We start from the raw sequence: 18,681 nt of genomic DNA on the forward strand, positions 1-18,681 counted from the left end.
GTTTTACGTTTAAGGATGAGAGTTATGTTTGATTTCTCGACCGTCGTGGATCGTCACGGCACCTGGTGCACCCAGTGGGATTACGTTGCCGACCGCTTTGGCGCGGCCGATCTGCTGCCGTTCACTATCTCGGATATGGATTTTGCCACTGCGCCCTGCATTACCGACGCGCTGCATCAGCGCATCGATCACGGCGTGTTTGGCTACAGCCGCTGGAAAAACGATGAGTTTCTGGCTGCCGTCGCGCACTGGTTCCAGCAACGCTTTAACAGCCGTATCGATACCGAATCCGTCGTTTATGGCCCTTCCGTCATCTACATGGTGTCAGAACTGATCCGTCTCTGGTCGCAGCCCGGCGACGGCGTGGTGGTTCATACTCCCGCGTACGATGCGTTTTATAACGCCATCGAAGGCAACGCGCGCCACGTCGTACCGGTTGCGATGGTGAAACAGGCGAGCGGCTGGATGGGTGATATGGCCGCGCTGGAAACGGCCCTGGCCAAACCAGAAAACAAAATTTTGCTGCTCTGTAGCCCGCAAAATCCAACCGGTAAGGTCTGGACGCGGGATGAGCTGACGCAGATGGCGGAACTGTGCGCACGCTATGACGTGGCGGCGATCAGCGATGAAATTCATATGGACATGGTGTGGGGAAAACATCATCACACACCGTGGAATGAGGTAGCACGCGGCAAATGGGCGCTCCTCACCTCTGGCTCGAAAAGCTTTAATATTCCGGCACTGACCGGGGCTTACGGGCTGATCGGCGATGAAGCGAGTCGCACGGGTTACCTCCGCGCGCTTAAAGGCCGCGACGGACTCTCTTCCCCTTCCGTGCTGGCGCTGACGGCGCATATCGCCGCCTATCAACAGGGAGCGCCATGGCTGGATGCCTTGCGGGGTTATCTGGAAGAGAATCTGTTGTATATAGCGCAGGAATTAAACCGCGCTTTTCCGAAACTGAACTGGCAGCCGCCGGAAGCAACCTATCTGGCCTGGATTGACCTGCGCCCGCTGAACATTGACGACAGGGTGCTGCAAAAAGTGCTGATAGAGCAGGAAAAAGTGGCGATCATGCCGGGATATACCTACGGAGAAGAAGGTAATGGCTTCGTGCGCCTGAACGCAGGCTGCCCACGCAGCAAGCTGGAACAAGGGGTGCAACGCCTCATCGCCGGGATCGCCACCCTGCTGTAATACCATTGCGCAACGGAATATTCCCTTGCGCAAATAGCTTTTTACCCCGTTTTGTTTTTATAATATGGCGCACTTTAACCAGCAAAGAGTGCGACCATGATTGATACACGCCTGCCTTTAACTGATATTCATCGTCACCTTGACGGTAACATTCGTGCCCAAACCATCCTCGATCTTGGCCGCCAGTTCAATTTAACGCTTCCAGCACAAACGCTTGAAACCCTGATCCCACATGTTCAGGTCACCTCGAATGAGCCGGATCTGGTCAGCTTCCTGAGCAAACTCGACTGGGGCGTAAAGATGCTGGCCTCGCTCGATGCCTGCCGCCGCGTGGCGTTCGAGAACATTGAAGACGCCGCCCGTAACGGCCTGCATTACGTCGAGCTGCGCTTCTCGCCGGGCTATATGGCCATGACCCACAACCTGCCCGTCGCGGGCGTGGTGGAAGCGGTGATTGAGGGCGTTCGAGAAGGGTGTAAAGCTTTCGACGTTCAGGCTCGTCTGATTGGCATCATGAGCCGCACCTTCGGTGAAGCGGCTTGCCTTCAGGAACTGGAAGCATTGCTGGCGCATCGTGACCAGATTACCGCTGTCGACCTCGCCGGGGATGAACTAGGCTTCCCGGGTAGCCTGTTCCTCTCTCATTTCAATCGCGCGCGTGACGCGGGCTGGCACATTACCGTTCATGCAGGTGAAGCAGCAGGCCCGGAAAGCATCTGGCAGGCCATTCGCGAGCTGGGCGCAGAGCGTATCGGCCACGGGGTGAAAGCCGTCGAAGATCGTGCCCTGATGGATTTCCTGGCAGAGCAGCGCATCGGTATCGAATCCTGCCTGACCTCCAACATTCAGACCAGCACCGTGGCAACGCTGGATAAACATCCGCTGAGAACCTTCCTGGAACACGGCGTGCTGGCCTCGCTGAATACCGACGATCCGGCGGTTCAGGGGGTGGATATTATTCACGAATACAACATCGCCGCACCGCAGGCGGGCCTGAGCCGCGAGCAGATCCGCCAGGCGCAGATTAACGGGCTGGAAATAGCGTTCCTGACGCCTGAAGAGAAGCAGGCGCTTAAAGATAAAGTGGCTCACGGTTGAGCATTTGCCGGGTGGCGCTGCGCTTGCCCGGCCTACAAAAACATGTAGAACTTATGCCAGACAGAGCGTGGCGCGATGTTTGGCAGATTCAATGCCCAGCTCAATCAGCTCCATGATCTGAATCGCCTGGCTGGCCGGAACCGGATTCTCACCCGTCCCGTTGAGCGCATCACGGATAGCCGCGTAATAAGCCGGATAGTTCCCTGGAATGGTCAGCAGCGTTTCCTGAACCAACTCTTCACCTTCCGCGCGCGTCAGCACGCCATCACGCATGTCGTAGCCCCAGTCCTCTTGCGGCAAACGCTCACCGTTTTTCAGGCGGTCCTCCTGCGGATCCAGACCAAACTTCACGTAGCTACCGCGCGTGCCATGAAGGATATAACGCGCCGATTCCGCGGCAGCGAGCATCGTCCCGTGCAGTACGACACGACGCTGCGGATAGCTCAAAACGGCGTGGAAGTAATCTGTCGTCTGCGCGCCAGGCCGAAGCTGCGCTAAATCAACCGTCATACTCACCGGCAGACCAAACAGATTGACGGCCTGATCGAGTAAATGCGGCGCTAAGTCATACCAGATACCGCTTCCGGGGCCCGCCTGTTCACGCCAGCGGTTACGCACCTGCGGACGAAAGCGGTCAAAATGAGATTCAAAATAGCCTATTTCACCGAGAGTGCCTTCACTAAGCAGGGCTTTCACCGTCAGGAAATCACTATCCCAGCGCCGGTTATGGAAGACGGACAACAGCCTGCCAAGACTTCTTGCCAGCGCATCCAGCTCGCGCGCCTGTGACAGTGTCACGGTGAAGGGCTTATCGACCACAACATGCTTACCCGCCTCCAGCGCCGCTTTAGCTAACGGAAAGTGCGTGTCGTTTGGGGTAGGAATGACGATGACATCAATATTCGGATCGTTGAAAAGATGTTTAGGCTCAGAAACAACCGGAACGGTTGGCCAGTCGACATGTACTTTGGCGGCATCACTGCTCGAAACCGCCCCCAGCGACATTCCCGGGGTCCCGCTAATCAGAGGCGCGTGAAAGGTTTTACTCGCGTAACCATAACCAATCAGCCCGACACGGATATTTTCACTCATCGTAGTGCCCTCCTGTCATTATCTTATTTCACACTGGCTTTGCGGGTATTACTACACATTAATAATGTGTCATATGACTTAAAATAGCACCTTGCACCAGATGTTTTTGTTACAAGGATGTAACTCACTAAGATTGATTAAGGGTATCGTTCCCAAACCGCTTGCCGAGGTCAGTGCTGCACGGTAACATTTGCAATCTGTATTTATGGATAAATTACAAACACGAGTTATGTCATCAATAATTAATCGAATCATTGAATTAGCGGGATGGATTGTCCTTGGGGTTTCGGTCATTTTGCTTGGCGTTGCCAGCCACATCGATAACTACCAACCGCCGGAGCCTGTCACCGTCGCACAACCGAAGTAACGCCCTTGTGACACATTCTGTCAGTTGCATATTGCCAGCCGTGTTGAACAGGGTTAACCTTCTCTTCCAGGCATCGTCTGATGCCTGAATCTTTCAGCAAAGAAAACTCCTAATTTCGTCACATTACCTGAGTGGGCTGTTTTACGTCTTTATTTATCCGTTTATTATTCGAACGAATTACCGACACGGGTATTACTCACTTTTATATGGAAACTTATTAACATGACAGTTCAGGACTATTTATTAAAATTTCGCAAGATCAATTCCCTTGAGAGCCTGGAAAAACTGTTTGACCATCTAAACTACACGCTGTTGGATAATCACGAAATTATCAATATGTATCGCGCCGCTGACCACCGCCGGGCTGAACTGGTCTCCGGTGGCCGTTTGTTCAACGTTGGGGAAGTGCCGAAGTCCGTATGGCGTTACGTTTTATAAGAAAGTAGCCATCCGCGCGAAATGTTATATACTCTCCGCCCTGCAAATTTCTGTATACCCTTTCGCGCAGACTATGGGAGAGAGCATGACCGTATCGCCTGGAGAAAGAATTGGAGGCTGGTTAATCGCCCCGCTGGCATGGCTGCTGGTTGCATTATTAAGCGCATCGCTTGCGCTGTTACTCTATACCACCGCGCTGATCACACCTCATGCCATTCAGACCCTGATGTCGCAAAGTGTGCTTAATATTGCGTTGTGGTTTGCCTCGTTCGTCTTCGCCATCGGGATGTGGTACTACACGCTCTGGTTGACCATTGCGTTCTTTAAGCGCCGCAAAAGTGTGCCAAAACATTATATTATCTGGCTGCTGATTTCCGTGCTGCTGGCGGTGAAAGCCTTTGCTTTTTCTCCGGTTTCTGACGCGCTAGCGGTTCGCCAGCTGTTATTCCCGTTACTGGCTGCTGCGCTGCTGGTCCCTTACTTCAAGCGTTCGACGCGGGTGAAGAAAACCTTCGTGAACCCGTAATAACCTTACTGTTAACCTGTTGTCGCCTGTCGTGCTTTGTCCGATAATAGGCGGCTTTTTTATTTCAGGCTGAATAATGACCGATTACTTACTGCTCTTTGTCGGCACTGTGCTGGTTAACAACTTCGTTCTGGTGAAGTTTCTTGGCCTGTGTCCTTTTATGGGGGTTTCCAAAAAACTGGAGACCGCGATGGGCATGGGGCTGGCGACGACCTTCGTCATGACGCTGGCGTCCATCTGCGCATGGTTGATTGATACCTGGATCCTGATCCCGCTGGACATGATCTATTTGCGCACCTTGTCCTTTATTCTGGTCATTGCGGTCGTCGTGCAATTTACCGAAATGGTGGTGCGCAAAACCAGCCCGGCGCTCTATCGCCTGCTGGGTATCTTCCTGCCGCTGATCACCACCAACTGCGCCGTACTCGGGGTCGCGTTGCTGAACATCAACCTCGGGCATAACTTCATGCAATCGGCGCTGTACGGCTTTTCCGCCGCCGTCGGTTTCTCATTTGTTATGGTGCTGTTTGCCTCTATTCGTGAACGTCTGGCAGCAGCAGATATCCCTGCGCCCTTCCGCGGCAACGCCATTGCACTGGTGACGGCAGGTTTAATGTCTCTGGCCTTTATGGGCTTTAGTGGTCTGGTGAAGTTGTAATGAGTGCTATCTGGATTGCCATCGCCTCCATCAGCGTACTGGGGTTGGTGTTTGGCCTGATTCTGGGTTACGCCTCCCGCCGTTTCGCGGTTGAGGACGATCCCGTTGTCGAAAAAATTGACGAGCTGCTGCCGCAAAGCCAGTGCGGGCAATGTGGCTACCCCGGCTGTCGGCCTTATGCCGAAGCGGTTGGCGTGCAGGGTGAAAAAATCAACCGCTGTGCGCCCGGTGGCGAAGCGGTGATGCTCAAAATTGCCGCCCTGCTTAACGTTGACCCGCAGCCTGTTGACGGCGATGCCGAGGTGCAGGAACCGGTTCGCGCCCTCGCGGTGATCGACGAAGCGAACTGCATCGGCTGCACCAAATGTATTCAGGCCTGCCCTGTTGATGCCATTGTGGGCGCAACCCGCGCCATGCACACCGTTGTGGCCGATCTGTGCACCGGCTGTAACCTTTGCGTGGCCCCCTGCCCAACGCAGTGCATAGAGCTGCGCCCGGTTGAAACGACTACCGAAAGCTGGAAATGGGATCTTCAGACCATTCCGGTTCGCAATATTCCTGTGGAACAACATGCTTAAGTTATTTTCTGCTTTCAGAAAAGAGAAGATTTGGGACTTCGACGGCGGTATCCATCCCCCGGAGATGAAAACCCAGTCAAACGGCACGCCGCTGCGACAAATTCCGCTGGCGACGCGTTACGTCATGCCGCTCAAACAGCATATCGGTGCGGAAGGCGAACTCTGCGTTAAAGAAGGCGATACCGTTCTTCGCGGCCAGCCGCTGACCTTTGGTCGGGGACGAATGCTGCCGGTACACGCCCCCACCTCCGGTAAAGTGGTGTCGATCGCCCCACATACCGTCGCGCACCCTTCAGCGCTGTCTGAACTGAGCGTGATTATTGAAGCCGACGGCGAAGACCGCTGGATCGACCGTGACGGCTGGAGCGATTACCGTTCCCGCAGCCGCGAAGAGCTGATTGAACGCGTCCATCAGTTCGGCGTGGCCGGTCTTGGCGGCGCAGGTTTCCCGACGGGTACCAAACTGCGCGGCGGTGGCGACAAAATTAACACGCTAATCATCAACGCTGCGGAATGCGAACCTTATATCACCGCCGATGACCGTCTGATGCAGGACTGTGCCGCCCAGGTGGTGGAAGGTATTCGCATTCTCGCCCATATTCTGCAGCCACGAGAAGTGCTGATCGGCATTGAAGACAATAAGCCGCAGGCCATTTCCATGCTGCGGGCCGTGCTGGCGGGTTGCCATGATATTAGCCTGCGCGTAATCCCGACCAAATACCCGTCTGGCGGCGCAAAGCAACTGACCCAGATCCTCACCGGTAAACAAGTACCGCACGGTGGCCGCTCCTCTGACATCGGCGTGCTGATGCAAAACGTCGGTACGGCGTATGCGGTAAAACGTGCGGTGATTGACGGCGAGCCGCTAACCGAGCGCGTGGTGACGTTGACCGGTGAGTCGGTGTCACGTCCAGGCAACGTCTGGGCGCGTCTGGGTACGCCGGTGCGTCATCTGCTGGAGCAGGCCGAGTTTTGCCCTGGTAGCGACCAGATGGTGATCATGGGCGGCCCGCTGATGGGCTTTACCCTGCCGTGGCTGGATGTCCCGGTCGTCAAAATTACTAACTGTCTGCTCGCCCCCTCTCCGACCGAGATGGGTGAAGAACAGGAAGAAAAAGGCTGCATCCGCTGCAGCGCCTGTGCTGATGCCTGCCCGGCGGATCTGCTCCCGCAGCAGCTGTACTGGTACAGCAAAGGCCAACTGCACGACAAAGCGCAAGCCCACAATCTTGCCGACTGCATTGAATGCGGCGCCTGCGCCTGGGTCTGCCCAAGCAATATTCCGCTGGTGCAATACTTCCGTCAGGAGAAGGCCGAGATTTATGCCATCTCAATGGAAGAGAAGCGCGCAGCCGAAGCCAAAGCGCGCTTTGAAGCCCGTCAGGCGCGTCTCGAACGCGAGAAAATCGCCCGCCAGGAGCGCCATAAACAGGCTGCCGTTCAGCCTGGTGAGAAAGATCAGGACGCCATCAACGCTGCACTGGCGCGCGTGCGGGAGAAAAAAGCCACTGCAGCGCAAGCGCTGGTGATCCCGGCAGGCGAAAAACCGGATAACAGCGAAGCGATTGCGGCACGCGAAGCGCGCAAGGCCCAGGCTCGCGCCCGTCAGGCAGAGAAAGCAGAAACTGCCCAGCCTGAAACGGGCGTCGATCCGCGTAAAGCGGCGGTTGAAGCGGCAATTGCCCGTGCCAAAGCCCGTAAAGCGGGTCAGCAGGACGTGGTTGTTGAGAAAGACGCTGAGGATCCGCGTAAAGCTGCCGTCGAAGCGGCCATTGCACGCGCGAAAGCGCGCAAAGCAGCGCAGCAGGCGCAAACTGCGGAGCCCGAAGTGCCGGTTGATCCTCGCAAAGCCGCTGTCGAAGCCGCTATCGCTCGGGCCAAAGCGCGCAAAGCCGCCCAGCAGGAAGAGCAGCCGCAGGCCGCAAACGACGATCCACGCAAAGCCGCCGTCGCCGCCGCGATTGCGCGCGTTCAGGCGAAGAAAGCCGCACAACAAGCAGTTAACGAGGATTAAATGGTTTTCAGAATCGCAAGTTCCCCTTACACCCATAACCAGCGCCAGACATCGCGCATCATGATGCTGGTCTGCCTGGCGGCGTTGCCAGGCATCGCCGTTCAGTGCTGGTTTTTCGGCTGGGGAACCCTTTTCCAGTTGGTCCTTGGCTGCGCCAGTGCGTTAGCGGCGGAAGCGCTCGTGTTGAAGCTGCGAAAAATGGCGGTCTCCCGCATTCTCGCTGACAACTCCGCGTTACTGACCGGGCTGCTGCTTGCGATCAGTATTCCACCGTTTGCCCCATGGTGGATGGTGGTGCTGGGTACCGTGTTTGCGGTGATTATCGCCAAACAGCTGTACGGCGGGCTCGGGCATAACCCGTTTAACCCGGCAATGATCGGCTATGTTGTTCTGCTGATCTCCTTCCCGGTGCAGATGACCAGTTGGTTACCACCCCATGAAATTGCCGCCACGGTTCCTGGCTTTATGGATGCCCTGCACGTTATCTTTACCGGCCATACGGCCCTCGGCGCGGATATGAACGCGCTGCGTATGGGCGTGGACGGTATCAGCCAGGCAACGCCTCTCGATACCTTTAAAACGTCCCTGCACGCCGGGCACAGCGTTGAACAGATCATGAAATCCGCCATCTACAGCGGCGTGCTGGCCGGTGCAGGCTGGCAGTGGGTCAACCTGGCGTATCTGCTGGGTGGCCTGTTCTTGCTGCAGCAGAAAGCGATCCGCTGGCATATTCCGGTCAGCTTCCTCGTGACGCTGGCGGTTTGCGCTACGCTGGGCTGGGTCTTCTCTCCTGAGTCACTGGCCAGCCCGCAGATGCATCTGCTCTCCGGCGCGACCATGCTGGGTGCATTCTTTATTCTTACCGACCCGGTTACGGCGTCCACCACCAATCGTGGCCGTTTGATCTTCGGCGCGCTGGCGGGTCTGCTGGTGTGGCTGATTCGCAGCTTTGGCGGTTATCCGGATGGGGTAGCGTTCGCCGTCCTGCTCGCCAACATTACCGTTCCGCTCATCGACTACTACACGCGTCCGCGCGTGTACGGTCATCGCTAAGGGTTTCGCCATGTTAAAGACCATGCAAAAACACGGCGTCACGCTGGCTATTTTCGCTGCGGTACTGACCGGCCTGACGGCGCTGGTGAACGAGCTGACCAAATCGACGATTGATGAGCAGGCGGCAAAGCAGCAAAAAGCGCTGTTTGATCAGGTGATCCCGTCTGACTTCTACGATAATGACCTGCAGAAAAGCTGCTTTGTTGTAGACGCGCCGCAGCTTGGGAAAGGCCCGCACCGCGTCTTTATCGCCCGCAAAGGGGATAAGCCGGTGGGTGCAGTCATGGAAACCACGGCCCCCGACGGTTATTCCGGAGCCATTCAACTGCTCGTCGGCAGCGATTTTTCCGGTACCGTACTGGGTACCCGTGTGACGGAGCATCACGAGACGCCGGGCCTTGGCGATAAAATTGAAACACGCTTAAGCGACTGGATTCTGCACTTTGCCGGTAAAGTGATCCACGGCGAAAATGACGCAGCGTTTGCGGTGAAGAAAGATGGCGGTGAGTTCGACCAGTTCACGGGTGCGACCATCACGCCGCGTGCCGTGGTTAACGCCGTAAAACGCGCCGGGCTGTATGCTGAAACGCTGCCCGCGCAAATCAACAATCTTCCGGCCTGTGGAGAGTAATCATGAGCCAGGTTAAAGAGGTTATTATTCAGGGGCTGTGGAAGAACAACTCCGCGCTGGTACAGCTTCTGGGGATGTGTCCACTGCTGGCGGTCACGTCCACCGCCACCAACGCGCTCGGTCTGGGTCTGGCAACCACGCTGGTGCTGACCCTGACCAACCTGTCCATTTCCGCACTGCGCCGCTGGACGCCTTCGGAGATCCGTATTCCGATTTACGTCATGATCATCGCGTCGGTGGTGAGTATCGTTCAGATGCTGATTAACGCTTACGCGTTTGGCCTGTATCAGTCGCTTGGGATCTTCATTCCGCTGATCGTGACCAACTGTATTGTGGTCGGGCGTGCCGAGGCGTTTGCCGTGAAGAACAGCCCGGCTATGTCGGCGCTTGACGGTTTCGCCATCGGTATGGGGGCGACAGGTGCCATGTTTGTCCTCGGCTCGATTCGTGAGATCCTCGGCAACGGTACGCTGTTCGACGGTGCAGATGCGCTGCTGGGCGGCTGGGCAAAAGCGTTGCGTATTGAAGTGTTCCACACCGATACGCCATTCCTGCTGGCCATGCTGCCGCCGGGTGCTTTCATTGGCCTTGGCATGATGCTGGCGATAAAATACCTGATTGATGAAAAACGTAAGCGCCGCGCGGCTGAGCGTAGCGTTCTGGAAGGGACACCCGAGAAGGCTTCATGAATAAAGAAAAGCGCATTGCGATCCTGACCCGTCTGCGGGACGAGAACCCGCACCCAACGACGGAGCTGAATTTTACCTCCCCGTTTGAGCTGCTGATCGCCGTGTTGCTCTCTGCGCAGGCTACCGATGTCAGCGTCAATAAAGCCACCGCCCTGCTCTTTCCGGTGGCCAACACGCCGAAGGCGATGCTTGAGTTAGGCGTCGAAGGCGTGAAGTCGTATATCAAAACCATCGGCCTGTTTAACAGCAAGGCCGAGAACGTGATCAAAACCTGCCGGATTTTGCTGGAACAGCACGGAGGCGAAGTGCCGGAGGATCGCGCCGCGCTGGAGGCACTGCCCGGCGTCGGACGCAAAACGGCGAACGTGGTGCTGAATACGGCCTTCGGCTGGCCGACTATCGCCGTCGATACGCACATTTTCCGCGTCTCTAACCGCACCAACTTTGCACCTGGCAAAAACGTTGAACAGGTTGAGGAGAAGTTATTAAAAGTCGTTCCGGCGGAATTTAAGGTCGACTGTCATCACTGGCTGATTTTGCATGGCCGCTATACCTGCATCGCACGCAAGCCTCGCTGCGGCTCCTGCATCATCGAAGATCTTTGCGAATATAAAGAAAAAGTCTACTCTTGATCGCTTTAGTGTTTTTACTCCTGAATCAAAACCCTACAAAAGGAAGGTTATCTGTATACCTTCCTTTTGACCGTAATTTGTCCGCTTTTGCGCTATCCCACCTTATGGATTGTTCGGCCGTTTAACACTCAAACAGGTTAATAGTTTTTTCATCACCAAAAATTTCTATACATCTGTGATCAAGATCACTCTGATAACGTCATGTTGGATTTTTGTTGTCAAACCCCTCGCAAAACCTTTGCCTGACAAGAATTAACCGTTCATTTACCGCATATAAGACCAGTCATTTTTCAGATTATGGGCTATATCACTACCTTAAAGGTCAAATAGCAGAACATATCGCCATATCGGGCTGAAAGGGGGTTGGGGGTAGTGAAAAAAACCAACAAAACGCAACGGATGAAATTTAACGCTGAATAACATTTGCGTGACCCGTTGATTATACCAGCTCAGTTATATGTAACAGAGTATTTCAAACATATTGCCAGATGGGTCAGGATAGTGAACATTACCCGCCGTTTCCCCTCCCAATATAACTATAAAGCGGATGGACTACGGTCATCACGCTATGAACACCCCCGTTAATATGGGATGTAAAAAAAGAGGTATATGTGTCTACTGCAAACAATAAACCAACAAATGAAAGCGTGAGTCTCAACGCTTTTAAACAGCCGAAAGCGTTCTATCTCATCTTCTCTATCGAGTTATGGGAGCGTTTTGGTTATTACGGACTGCAAGGGATCATGGCGGTTTACCTGGTTAAACAACTGGGTATGTCCGAAGCGGATTCCATCACGCTGTTCTCCTCCTTCAGTGCTCTGGTGTACGGTCTGGTTGCTATCGGCGGCTGGCTGGGTGACAAAGTCCTCGGCACCAAACGCGTCATTATGCTGGGCGCCATTGTCCTGGCGATTGGCTATGGTCTGGTTGCATGGTCTGGACACGATGCGGCTGTGGTCTATATGGGTATGGCAACGATTGCCGTCGGTAACGGTCTGTTCAAAGCGAACCCGTCCTCCCTGCTCTCTACCTGCTACAACAAAGATGACCCACGTTTGGACGGTGCATTTACCATGTACTACATGTCCATCAACATCGGCTCATTCTTCTCCATGCTGGCAACACCATGGCTGGCAGCGAAATTCGGCTGGAGCGTGGCCTTTGCGCTGAGCTTCGTAGGTATGCTGATCACCGTTGTGAACTTCCTGTTCTGCCGCAGCTGGGTTAAAGACTACGGTTCTAAGCCAGACTTCGAACCGGTTCACATGGGTAAACTGCTGGCCACCATCGTGGGCGTTGTCGTTCTCGCCGCGATTGCCACCTGGCTGCTGCACAACCAGGGCGTTGCACGTGCGGTTCTGGGCGTGGTTGCGCTGGGCATCGTCTGCATCTTTGCGAAAGAAGCCTTCGCCATGCAGGGCGCTGCACGTCGTAAGATGATTGTCGCGTTCATCCTGATGCTGGAAGCGATTATCTTCTTCGTGCTGTACAGCCAGATGCCAACTTCCCTGAACTTCTTCGCTATCCGTAACGTTGAACATTCAATCCTCGGTATCGCGTTCGAACCTGAGCAGTTCCAGGCTCTGAACCCGTTCTGGATCATGATTGGTTCCCCGATTCTGGCCGCTATCTATAACAAGATGGGCGACCGTCTGCCAATGCCGCACAAGTTCGCCGTGGGCATGGTGCTGTGTTCTTGCGCCTTCCTGGTGCTGCCGCTGGGTACCAAATTCGCCACCGACGCAGGTATCGTCTCCGTTAACTGGCTGATCCTGAGCTACGCCCTGCAGTCTATAGGTGAGCTGATGATCTCCGGTCTGGGCCTGGCGATGGTTGCACAGCTGGTGCCACAGCGTCTGATGGGCTTCATCATGGGTAGCTGGTTCCTGACCACTGCGGGTGCGGCAATCATTGCAGGTAAGATTGCTAACCTGATGGCGGTTCCGGAAAACGTGACTGACCCACTGCTTTCTCTGAACGTGTACGGCACCGTGTTCATGCAGATTGGTATTGCCACGGCGGTTATCGCTGTGCTGATGCTGTTGACCGCGCCTAAGCTGAATCGCATGACTCAGGACGACGACAAAACGTCTAAAGCGACCGAAACCGCTACCGCGTAATGTCATCGGGAAACGACTGAATGGAAAGAAGCCGCTAAAGCATTAGCGGCTTTTTTTTTATCCGAACGCGCACTAACATAGCTGAAACCTCAGCAAAAAGGAGTTACCGATGAAACTGTTCTACAAACCGGGCGCCTGCTCTCTTGCTTCCCATATCACTCTTCGCGAGAGCGGCAAAGATTTCACGCTGGACGGCGTTGACCTGATGAAAAAGCGCCTCGAAAACGGCGATGATTTTTTTGCGATCAACCCGAAAGGACAAGTTCCGGCTCTGCTGCTGGATGACGGTACGCTGCTGACCGAAGGCGTGGCGATTATGCAGTACCTTGCCGACAACGTGCCGGATCGTCAGCTGCTGGCACCAACAGGCAGTATCTCTCGCTATAAAACCCTTGAGTGGCTTAACTATATCGCGACCGAGCTGCACAAAGGCTTTACGCCGCTGTTCCGCCCGGACACCCCGGAAGAGTACAAACCGACCGTACGTGCGTTACTTGAGAAAAAGATGCAGTACATTAATGAATCACTGAAAGACGATCAGTGGATCTGCGGCGCGCGTTTCACCATTGCTGATGCGTATCTGTTTACCGTTCTGCGCTGGGCGCGCGCGGTGAAGCTGAACCTGGAAGGGTTAGATCATATTGCGTCGTATATGGAACGCGTCGCGGCACGCCCTGCGGTTGCAGCGGCGCTGAAGGCGGAAGGGTTGAATTAATCCGAGCGCTCTGTATTGCCGGGTGGCGCTGCGCTTACCCGGCCTACACTATCCCTGCTCTTACAATTGGGTTGCGCTGAAATAATGCTCGGGCTTCGCGATACGATCCTGCGCTGCCACCACCTGCAGCTCATATTCCTGCATGTTTTTCGTCGCCATCATAATTTCATAAACGGCTGCGGTCACATGCTCAAGCGCATCCCGCAGAGCCGTCCCCTGGAGCAACTTCACCAGCAGCAGGCCGCTGGTCACATCGCCCACCCCTACCGGCTGACGCGTACCAAAATCCACCAGCGGACGGCTGATGTGCCATGCCTCGTCTTTCGTCACCAGCAGCATCTCAAAACGGTCCTGGCTTAACCCTGCGCGCGCAAGATGCTTCACCAGTACAATCTCAGGCCCCTGAGCAATTAGCTCGCGAGAGGCGCTTACAGCCTCTTCTACGCTGTTGACCGGATGCTCGCAGAGGATTTCAAGCTCGATCAGATTTGGCGCAATAATATCGCTGGCCGGCAGCGCGTGGCGGACGTGGAATTCCGCCACGCCTGGCGCGACAATACAGCCCTTTTCTGGGTGGCCCATGACCGGATCGCAAAAATACTTTGCCGCAGGATTCGCCGCTTTCACCTGGCGAACGATCCCCAGGATATGTTCCCCCTGCTCTGCTGAACCGAGATAGCCGCTCAGTACGGCGTCACAGCGCTTGAGCTGGTCGATTTCGGCAATACCCTGCACAACCTCCGTCAGATGCGATGGCGGCATCACGCAGCCGGTCCATTTGCCGTATTGCGTGTGGTTTGAAAACTGTACGGTATTGAGGGGCCAGACGTTGGCACCGAGGCGGCGCATCGGGAATTCCGCTGCGCTGTTGCCAGCATGCCCAAAAACAACGTGGGACTGGATGGCGAGGATGTTCTTCATTTTTTCTTACCAAACCCTGTAAAAACAAAAGGGGCGTGGTTTCCCACGCCCCTGTGTACTTTTAATTACTTCCAGCAGACCAGACAGTAATTTTTCTTACCGCGACGCAGCAGCGTGTAACGTCCGTACAGACGATCGCCGTCAACGAAGGTGTATTCCGGGTCAGCCTGCTTCTCACCGTTGATGGTGATGGCGTTAGACGCGATGGTTTTACGCGCCTGACCGCGAGACGGCTGCAGCTCAGAATCCACCAGCGCCTGCATCAGGTCAGCCCCTTTATCCATCTCAACCATTGGCACGCCGTCCTGCGCCAGCTGTTCGAAGTCCGCTTCGCTCAGATCGCTCAGGGTACCGTTGAACAGGCTTGCGGTAATGCGTTTTGCCGCGGCCAGACCTTCTTCACCGTGAACCAATTTGGTCACTTCGTCCGCCAGCACGTACTGCGCGCGTGGCGCTTTACCGCTGTTTTTGTCTTCTTCTTCCAGCGCATTGATTTCTTCAATGTCCATAAAGGTGAAGAACTTCAGGAAGCGATAAACATCGGCATCCGCCGTGTTGATCCAGAACTGGTAGAATTTGTACGGGCTGGTTTTCTTCGGATCGAGCCACACCGCGCCGCCTTCAGTTTTACCGAATTTGGTGCCGTCGGCTTTGGTGATCAGCGGAACGGTCAGGCCGAAGACCTGATTCTGATGCAGACGGCGGGTCAGATCGATACCGGAGGTGATGTTACCCCACTGGTCAGAACCGCCAATCTGCAGGGAAACGCCGTGCAGTTTGTTCAGGCAGGCAAAGTCATAGCCCTGCAGCAGGTTGTAGGAGAACTCGGTAAAGGAGATGCCCTGGTCGTCACGGTTCAGACGCTGTTTCACGGCTTCTTTGTTAATCATCTGGTTAACAGAGAAGTGTTTGCCGATATCACGCAGGAAGGTCAGCACGTTCATGCCACCAAACCAGTCGTAGTTGTTAGCAGCAATTGCGGAGTTGTCGCCACAGTTGAAGTCGAGGAACGGTGCTACCTGTTTGCGGATTTTATCCACCCACTCCTGCACAGTGTCTTCTGTGTTCAATTTACGCTCAGCGGCTTTGAAGCTTGGGTCACCAATCAGACCGGTCGCGCCGCCCACCAGGGCAACAGGCTTATGGCCTGCCATCTGGAAGCGTTTCAGGCATAACAATGGAACAAGATGCCCCAAATGCAAGCTGTCAGCGGTGGGATCGAAGCCGCAATAGAGCGCGATCGGGCCTTGCGCCAGTCGCTCTGCTAACGCTTCCTCGTCCGTCACCTGGGCCACGAGGCCCCGCTCTTGCAATTGTTTAATCAAGTTACTGCTTGCCATCAAATTCTCCATGTATAAACGACTGCACCTTTGCCGGTACACGACTTTTCGCCTGATGCGAAAGGACCATAGAATAAAGCGCAAGCGCGGTGCGCGCTAGCGCTTAAATCAACAAATTTCGGGGATTACGGTGCCAGTCTGTCGATTTTCCAGCCGCCGTTGTCGCGCTGGTATAAAAAGCGGTCGTGCAGGCGGTGTTCACCCCCCTGCCAGAATTCCATCTGCTCAATGGGGATGCGGAAACCGCCCCAGAAGCTTGGCAGCGGCACTTCGCCCTGCTGGAACTTCTGTTTGAGCTCAAGGAATTTGCTTTCCAGCACGCCGCGGGCAGAAATACGGCTGGACTGTTTTGAAACCCAGGCGCCAATCTGGCTGTCGCGCGGGCGGCTGTGGAAATACTTCACCACTTCCAGCGTCGAAAGACGTTCCGCTTTGCCTGTCACCATCACCTGACGCTCCAGCATGTGCCACGGAAACAGCAGGCTGATGCGAGGATTGTTTTCCAGGTGGTGCGCTTTGCGGCTGCCCAGGTTGGTATAAAACACCAGCCCTTTCTCGTCATAATGCTTGAGCAATACGATGCGCTGATACGGTTGACCGTTTTCATCAACCGTCGCGACAACCATGGCGGTGGGGTCGGCCAGTTTCGCTTCGCAGGCCTGTTTCAGCCAGCGTTCGAAAAGCACAAGGGGTTCAGCGGGAAGATCCTGGCGACGCAGGCCGCCTTTGGTGTATTCACGGCGCAGATGCGCAATTTGCTGCAGTTCGTCGTTATCTGACATGGCGTTAGCTGACATTGAGAGTGGGAGGCGCTATTGTGCGCCGCCCCTGTAAAAATCTCAACGCTTCGGATTTTCGAGCTGGCAATTGTTCAGCACAATGCGGTCACGTTTGTAAACCGTTGCGCTGTCACCTTTCGACCAGAACACGTAAATCCCGTCGGTATAACGCGCCCCGGAAGCCGACATCCCCTGTTTCAGGGTCAGCAGTTTGTTGTCGTAGACAAAACTGGCTTCCTGACGCGGATTATTCAGCTTAACGGTTAGCGGCTTTTCATCGCAGCGATACGCCAGCGTATCGGTCTGCATGCGCTCAAGGAGTTGGTTATAGACGCTGCATCCTGACAGCAATAAAGGCGCGGCAATAAGAAGAAGTTTTTTCATGGGCGTATTCCGAAGACTTTCCTGGTCCTGGAGGGCATCGCTGCCCTCCTGTTTCGTTCCATTCTAACGACGACACGCCACGATGAATTTCAGTTAACTCTGATTATGACGCGGATTTGCCGGGAAAATCGCCCCGAGGACGCTTGCCTCCCGCGCGCCGGTAACAGAAGGTAAATTACCGGGCAAACCGGCAACGGTACGCCAGGCAAGCCAGGCGAAAGCCAGCGCTTCCATATCATCACCGCTGATCCCGGCTTCATCCGTTGTGGTGACTTCAGTACCCGGCAGTAGCCCCGCCAGACGCGCCATCACCAGCGGATTCCGGCTCCCTCCGCCACACACCAGCAGGCGTTCGCACCCGCCGCTGAGGAGAACCTGTTCGGATATCGACACGGCGGTCAATTCGGTGAGCGTGGCCTGAACATCCTTTGGTGCCAGCGCAGGGAACTGCGCCAGCTGGCGTTCAAGCCAGCCGAGATTGAAATACTCGCGCCCCGTACTCTTCGGCGCGGGCAGCGCAAACCAGGGATCGCTTAGCATGGACTGCAGCAGCGGAAGAATGACTTTGCCTTCGCTGGCCCACTCCGCGTCTTTATCATAGGGCTTTCCGCACTGACGCCAGATCCAGGCATCCATTAACATATTGCCCGGCCCCGTATCGTACCCGCGCACGGGCTGACCGGGGATCAGCATCGACAGGTTTGCAATCCCGCCGATATTAAGCACCATACGGCGCTCAACCGGATGTGCCAGCAACGCGTGATGGAACGCTGGCACCAGCGGCGCACCCTGCCCGCCCAGCGCAATATCGCGGCGACGAAAATCCCCCACCACGGTGACACCTGTTTTTGCCACAATCTGATTATTATCACCGATTTGCAACGTGTGCGGCGCGTCGCCGGTGGGTTCATGCCAGACGGTCTGACCGTGACAACCAATGGCGACCACATCCTGCGGTTGCAGATTCTCTTTGCGCATCAGGGCTAAAACAGCCTCTGCAAACAGCGCCCCCAGCCGCACATCGAGCTGTCCCAGCTGCGAAAGCGTCAGTTGTTGACCCTGGCAAATGCTCAAAATGTCTTCTTTGAGCGAAACGGGGATAGGCCAGGTCAGACTCGCCTGCTGCGCCACCATGTTTTCATCAATGGCGGCCAGAACGACATCGACACCGTCAAGACTGGTGCCAGACATCACACCGATATAGCGACCCGATTTCATGCGCTTTCCTTACGTTGAGTGGGCTAAGGATATCCACTCCACCATAAACAGCGGTGCTTTGCTATGCGGAGATAATATTTTTTAACAATGTCAGACAGGCGGCACGCGGGAAGTCCGTTTATCTTCCGTTAAGCCAAATTCAAGTACAATTTTCTGATAGTTAGTGCAAAGATATGAAGTATGGCCCGTAATGCCATATAATTTAGCCATAATGGATGCCCGAACCGGGCG

General features: G+C 55.2%; 20 protein-coding genes. 14 read left to right on the forward strand and 6 right to left on the reverse strand.

Annotation, left to right across the window (positions count from 1 at the left end; translation table 11 throughout):
* The first annotated feature begins 24 nt into the window (after window positions 1-24).
* Together AC2T6E_RS03505 and add are read left to right on the forward strand one after the other, a co-directional pair.
* The gene (locus tag AC2T6E_RS03505; protein WP_108416870.1) at window positions 25-1,197 is read left to right on the forward strand and encodes a MalY/PatB family protein; all 1,173 of its coding nucleotides are present in this window, start codon (window positions 25-27) and stop codon (window positions 1,195-1,197) included.
* 96 nt (window positions 1,198-1,293) lie between these two features.
* Complete coding sequence (gene add / locus AC2T6E_RS03510; protein WP_486690584.1) at window positions 1,294-2,295, forward strand: adenosine deaminase; 1,002 nt, start codon at window positions 1,294-1,296, stop codon at window positions 2,293-2,295.
* A 51-nt stretch (window positions 2,296-2,346) separates the two neighbouring features.
* Here the strand turns inward: add and AC2T6E_RS03515 are convergent, their stop codons facing one another.
* Window positions 2,347-3,387 (reverse strand): oxidoreductase, encoded by a 1,041-nt coding sequence (locus tag AC2T6E_RS03515; protein WP_108416868.1) that lies wholly within the window; start codon window positions 3,385-3,387, stop codon window positions 2,347-2,349.
* 241 nt (window positions 3,388-3,628) lie between these two features.
* On the opposite strand from AC2T6E_RS03515, the gene blr reads away from it, so the two are divergent.
* From blr to gstA, 12 genes are all read left to right on the forward strand, one after another.
* On the forward strand, window positions 3,629-3,754 hold the full coding sequence (gene blr / locus AC2T6E_RS03520; protein WP_168112406.1) for a division septum protein Blr: 126 nt from the start codon (window positions 3,629-3,631) through the stop codon (window positions 3,752-3,754).
* Window positions 3,755-3,976: 222 nt separating this feature from the next.
* Window positions 3,977-4,192 (forward strand): transcription modulator YdgT, encoded by a 216-nt coding sequence (gene ydgT / locus AC2T6E_RS03525; RefSeq protein WP_108416867.1) that lies wholly within the window; start codon window positions 3,977-3,979, stop codon window positions 4,190-4,192.
* 85 nt (window positions 4,193-4,277) lie between these two features.
* Window positions 4,278-4,718, forward strand: a complete 441-nt coding sequence (locus tag AC2T6E_RS03530; RefSeq protein WP_010430380.1) for a DUF2569 domain-containing protein — start codon at window positions 4,278-4,280, stop codon at window positions 4,716-4,718.
* A 76-nt stretch (window positions 4,719-4,794) separates the two neighbouring features.
* On the forward strand, window positions 4,795-5,376 hold the full coding sequence (rsxA, locus tag AC2T6E_RS03535) for an electron transport complex subunit RsxA (protein WP_120158804.1): 582 nt from the start codon (window positions 4,795-4,797) through the stop codon (window positions 5,374-5,376).
* Window positions 5,376-5,954 (forward strand): electron transport complex subunit RsxB, encoded by a 579-nt coding sequence (rsxB, locus tag AC2T6E_RS03540; RefSeq protein ID WP_042716342.1) that lies wholly within the window; start codon window positions 5,376-5,378, stop codon window positions 5,952-5,954. The genes rsxA and rsxB overlap by 1 nt, the downstream gene beginning before the upstream one ends.
* Window positions 5,947-7,968 (forward strand): electron transport complex subunit RsxC, encoded by a 2,022-nt coding sequence (gene rsxC / locus AC2T6E_RS03545; RefSeq protein WP_212473808.1) that lies wholly within the window; start codon window positions 5,947-5,949, stop codon window positions 7,966-7,968. The genes rsxB and rsxC overlap by 8 nt, the downstream gene beginning before the upstream one ends.
* Window positions 7,969-9,021 carry an electron transport complex subunit RsxD gene (gene rsxD / locus AC2T6E_RS03550; protein WP_212473807.1) on the forward strand — a complete coding sequence of 351 codons (1,053 nt, stop codon included), beginning with the start codon at window positions 7,969-7,971 and terminating at the stop codon, window positions 9,019-9,021. It abuts the gene before it with no gap.
* Window positions 9,022-9,031: 10 nt separating this feature from the next.
* Complete coding sequence (gene rsxG, locus AC2T6E_RS03555; RefSeq protein WP_148399457.1) at window positions 9,032-9,652, forward strand: electron transport complex subunit RsxG; 621 nt, start codon at window positions 9,032-9,034, stop codon at window positions 9,650-9,652.
* Window positions 9,653-9,654: 2 nt separating this feature from the next.
* Entirely contained in the window at window positions 9,655-10,341 is a 687-nt protein-coding gene (locus AC2T6E_RS03560) for an electron transport complex subunit E (protein ID WP_486690590.1), read from the forward strand.
* On the forward strand, window positions 10,338-10,973 hold the full coding sequence (gene nth / locus AC2T6E_RS03565; protein ID WP_325839936.1) for an endonuclease III: 636 nt from the start codon (window positions 10,338-10,340) through the stop codon (window positions 10,971-10,973). The genes AC2T6E_RS03560 and nth overlap by 4 nt, the downstream gene beginning before the upstream one ends.
* Window positions 10,974-11,584: 611 nt before the next feature.
* Window positions 11,585-13,093, forward strand: coding sequence for a dipeptide/tripeptide permease DtpA (gene dtpA, locus AC2T6E_RS03570; protein ID WP_214604955.1), 1,509 nt, complete (start codon window positions 11,585-11,587; stop codon window positions 13,091-13,093).
* Window positions 13,094-13,202: 109 nt separating this feature from the next.
* A complete protein-coding gene (gstA, locus tag AC2T6E_RS03575) occupies window positions 13,203-13,808 on the forward strand; it encodes a glutathione transferase GstA (RefSeq protein WP_023299960.1) in 606 nt (201 codons plus the stop codon).
* A gap of 60 nt (window positions 13,809-13,868) precedes the next feature.
* Here gstA and pdxY read toward each other — a convergent pair whose 3' ends face one another.
* From pdxY to anmK, 5 genes are all read right to left on the reverse strand, one after another.
* Window positions 13,869-14,729: a pyridoxal kinase PdxY gene (pdxY, locus tag AC2T6E_RS03580; RefSeq protein ID WP_120158808.1), complete on the reverse strand. Its 861-nt coding sequence runs from the start codon at window positions 14,727-14,729 to the stop codon at window positions 13,869-13,871.
* 65 nt (window positions 14,730-14,794) lie between these two features.
* Window positions 14,795-16,069 carry a tyrosine--tRNA ligase gene (gene tyrS, locus AC2T6E_RS03585; protein ID WP_214604953.1) on the reverse strand — a complete coding sequence of 425 codons (1,275 nt, stop codon included), beginning with the start codon at window positions 16,067-16,069 and terminating at the stop codon, window positions 14,795-14,797.
* Between the two features lie 125 nt (window positions 16,070-16,194).
* On the reverse strand, window positions 16,195-16,851 hold the full coding sequence (gene pdxH, locus AC2T6E_RS03590) for a pyridoxamine 5'-phosphate oxidase (RefSeq protein ID WP_003857601.1): 657 nt from the start codon (window positions 16,849-16,851) through the stop codon (window positions 16,195-16,197).
* A gap of 57 nt (window positions 16,852-16,908) precedes the next feature.
* Entirely contained in the window at window positions 16,909-17,232 is a 324-nt protein-coding gene (gene mliC, locus AC2T6E_RS03595; RefSeq protein WP_010430347.1) for a C-type lysozyme inhibitor, read from the reverse strand.
* A gap of 93 nt (window positions 17,233-17,325) precedes the next feature.
* A complete protein-coding gene (anmK, locus tag AC2T6E_RS03600) occupies window positions 17,326-18,450 on the reverse strand; it encodes an anhydro-N-acetylmuramic acid kinase (RefSeq protein ID WP_126815400.1) in 1,125 nt (374 codons plus the stop codon).
* Window positions 18,451-18,681: the final 231 nt, after the last annotated feature.

This window comes from Enterobacter sp. B79-1 (genome assembly GCF_057444735.1).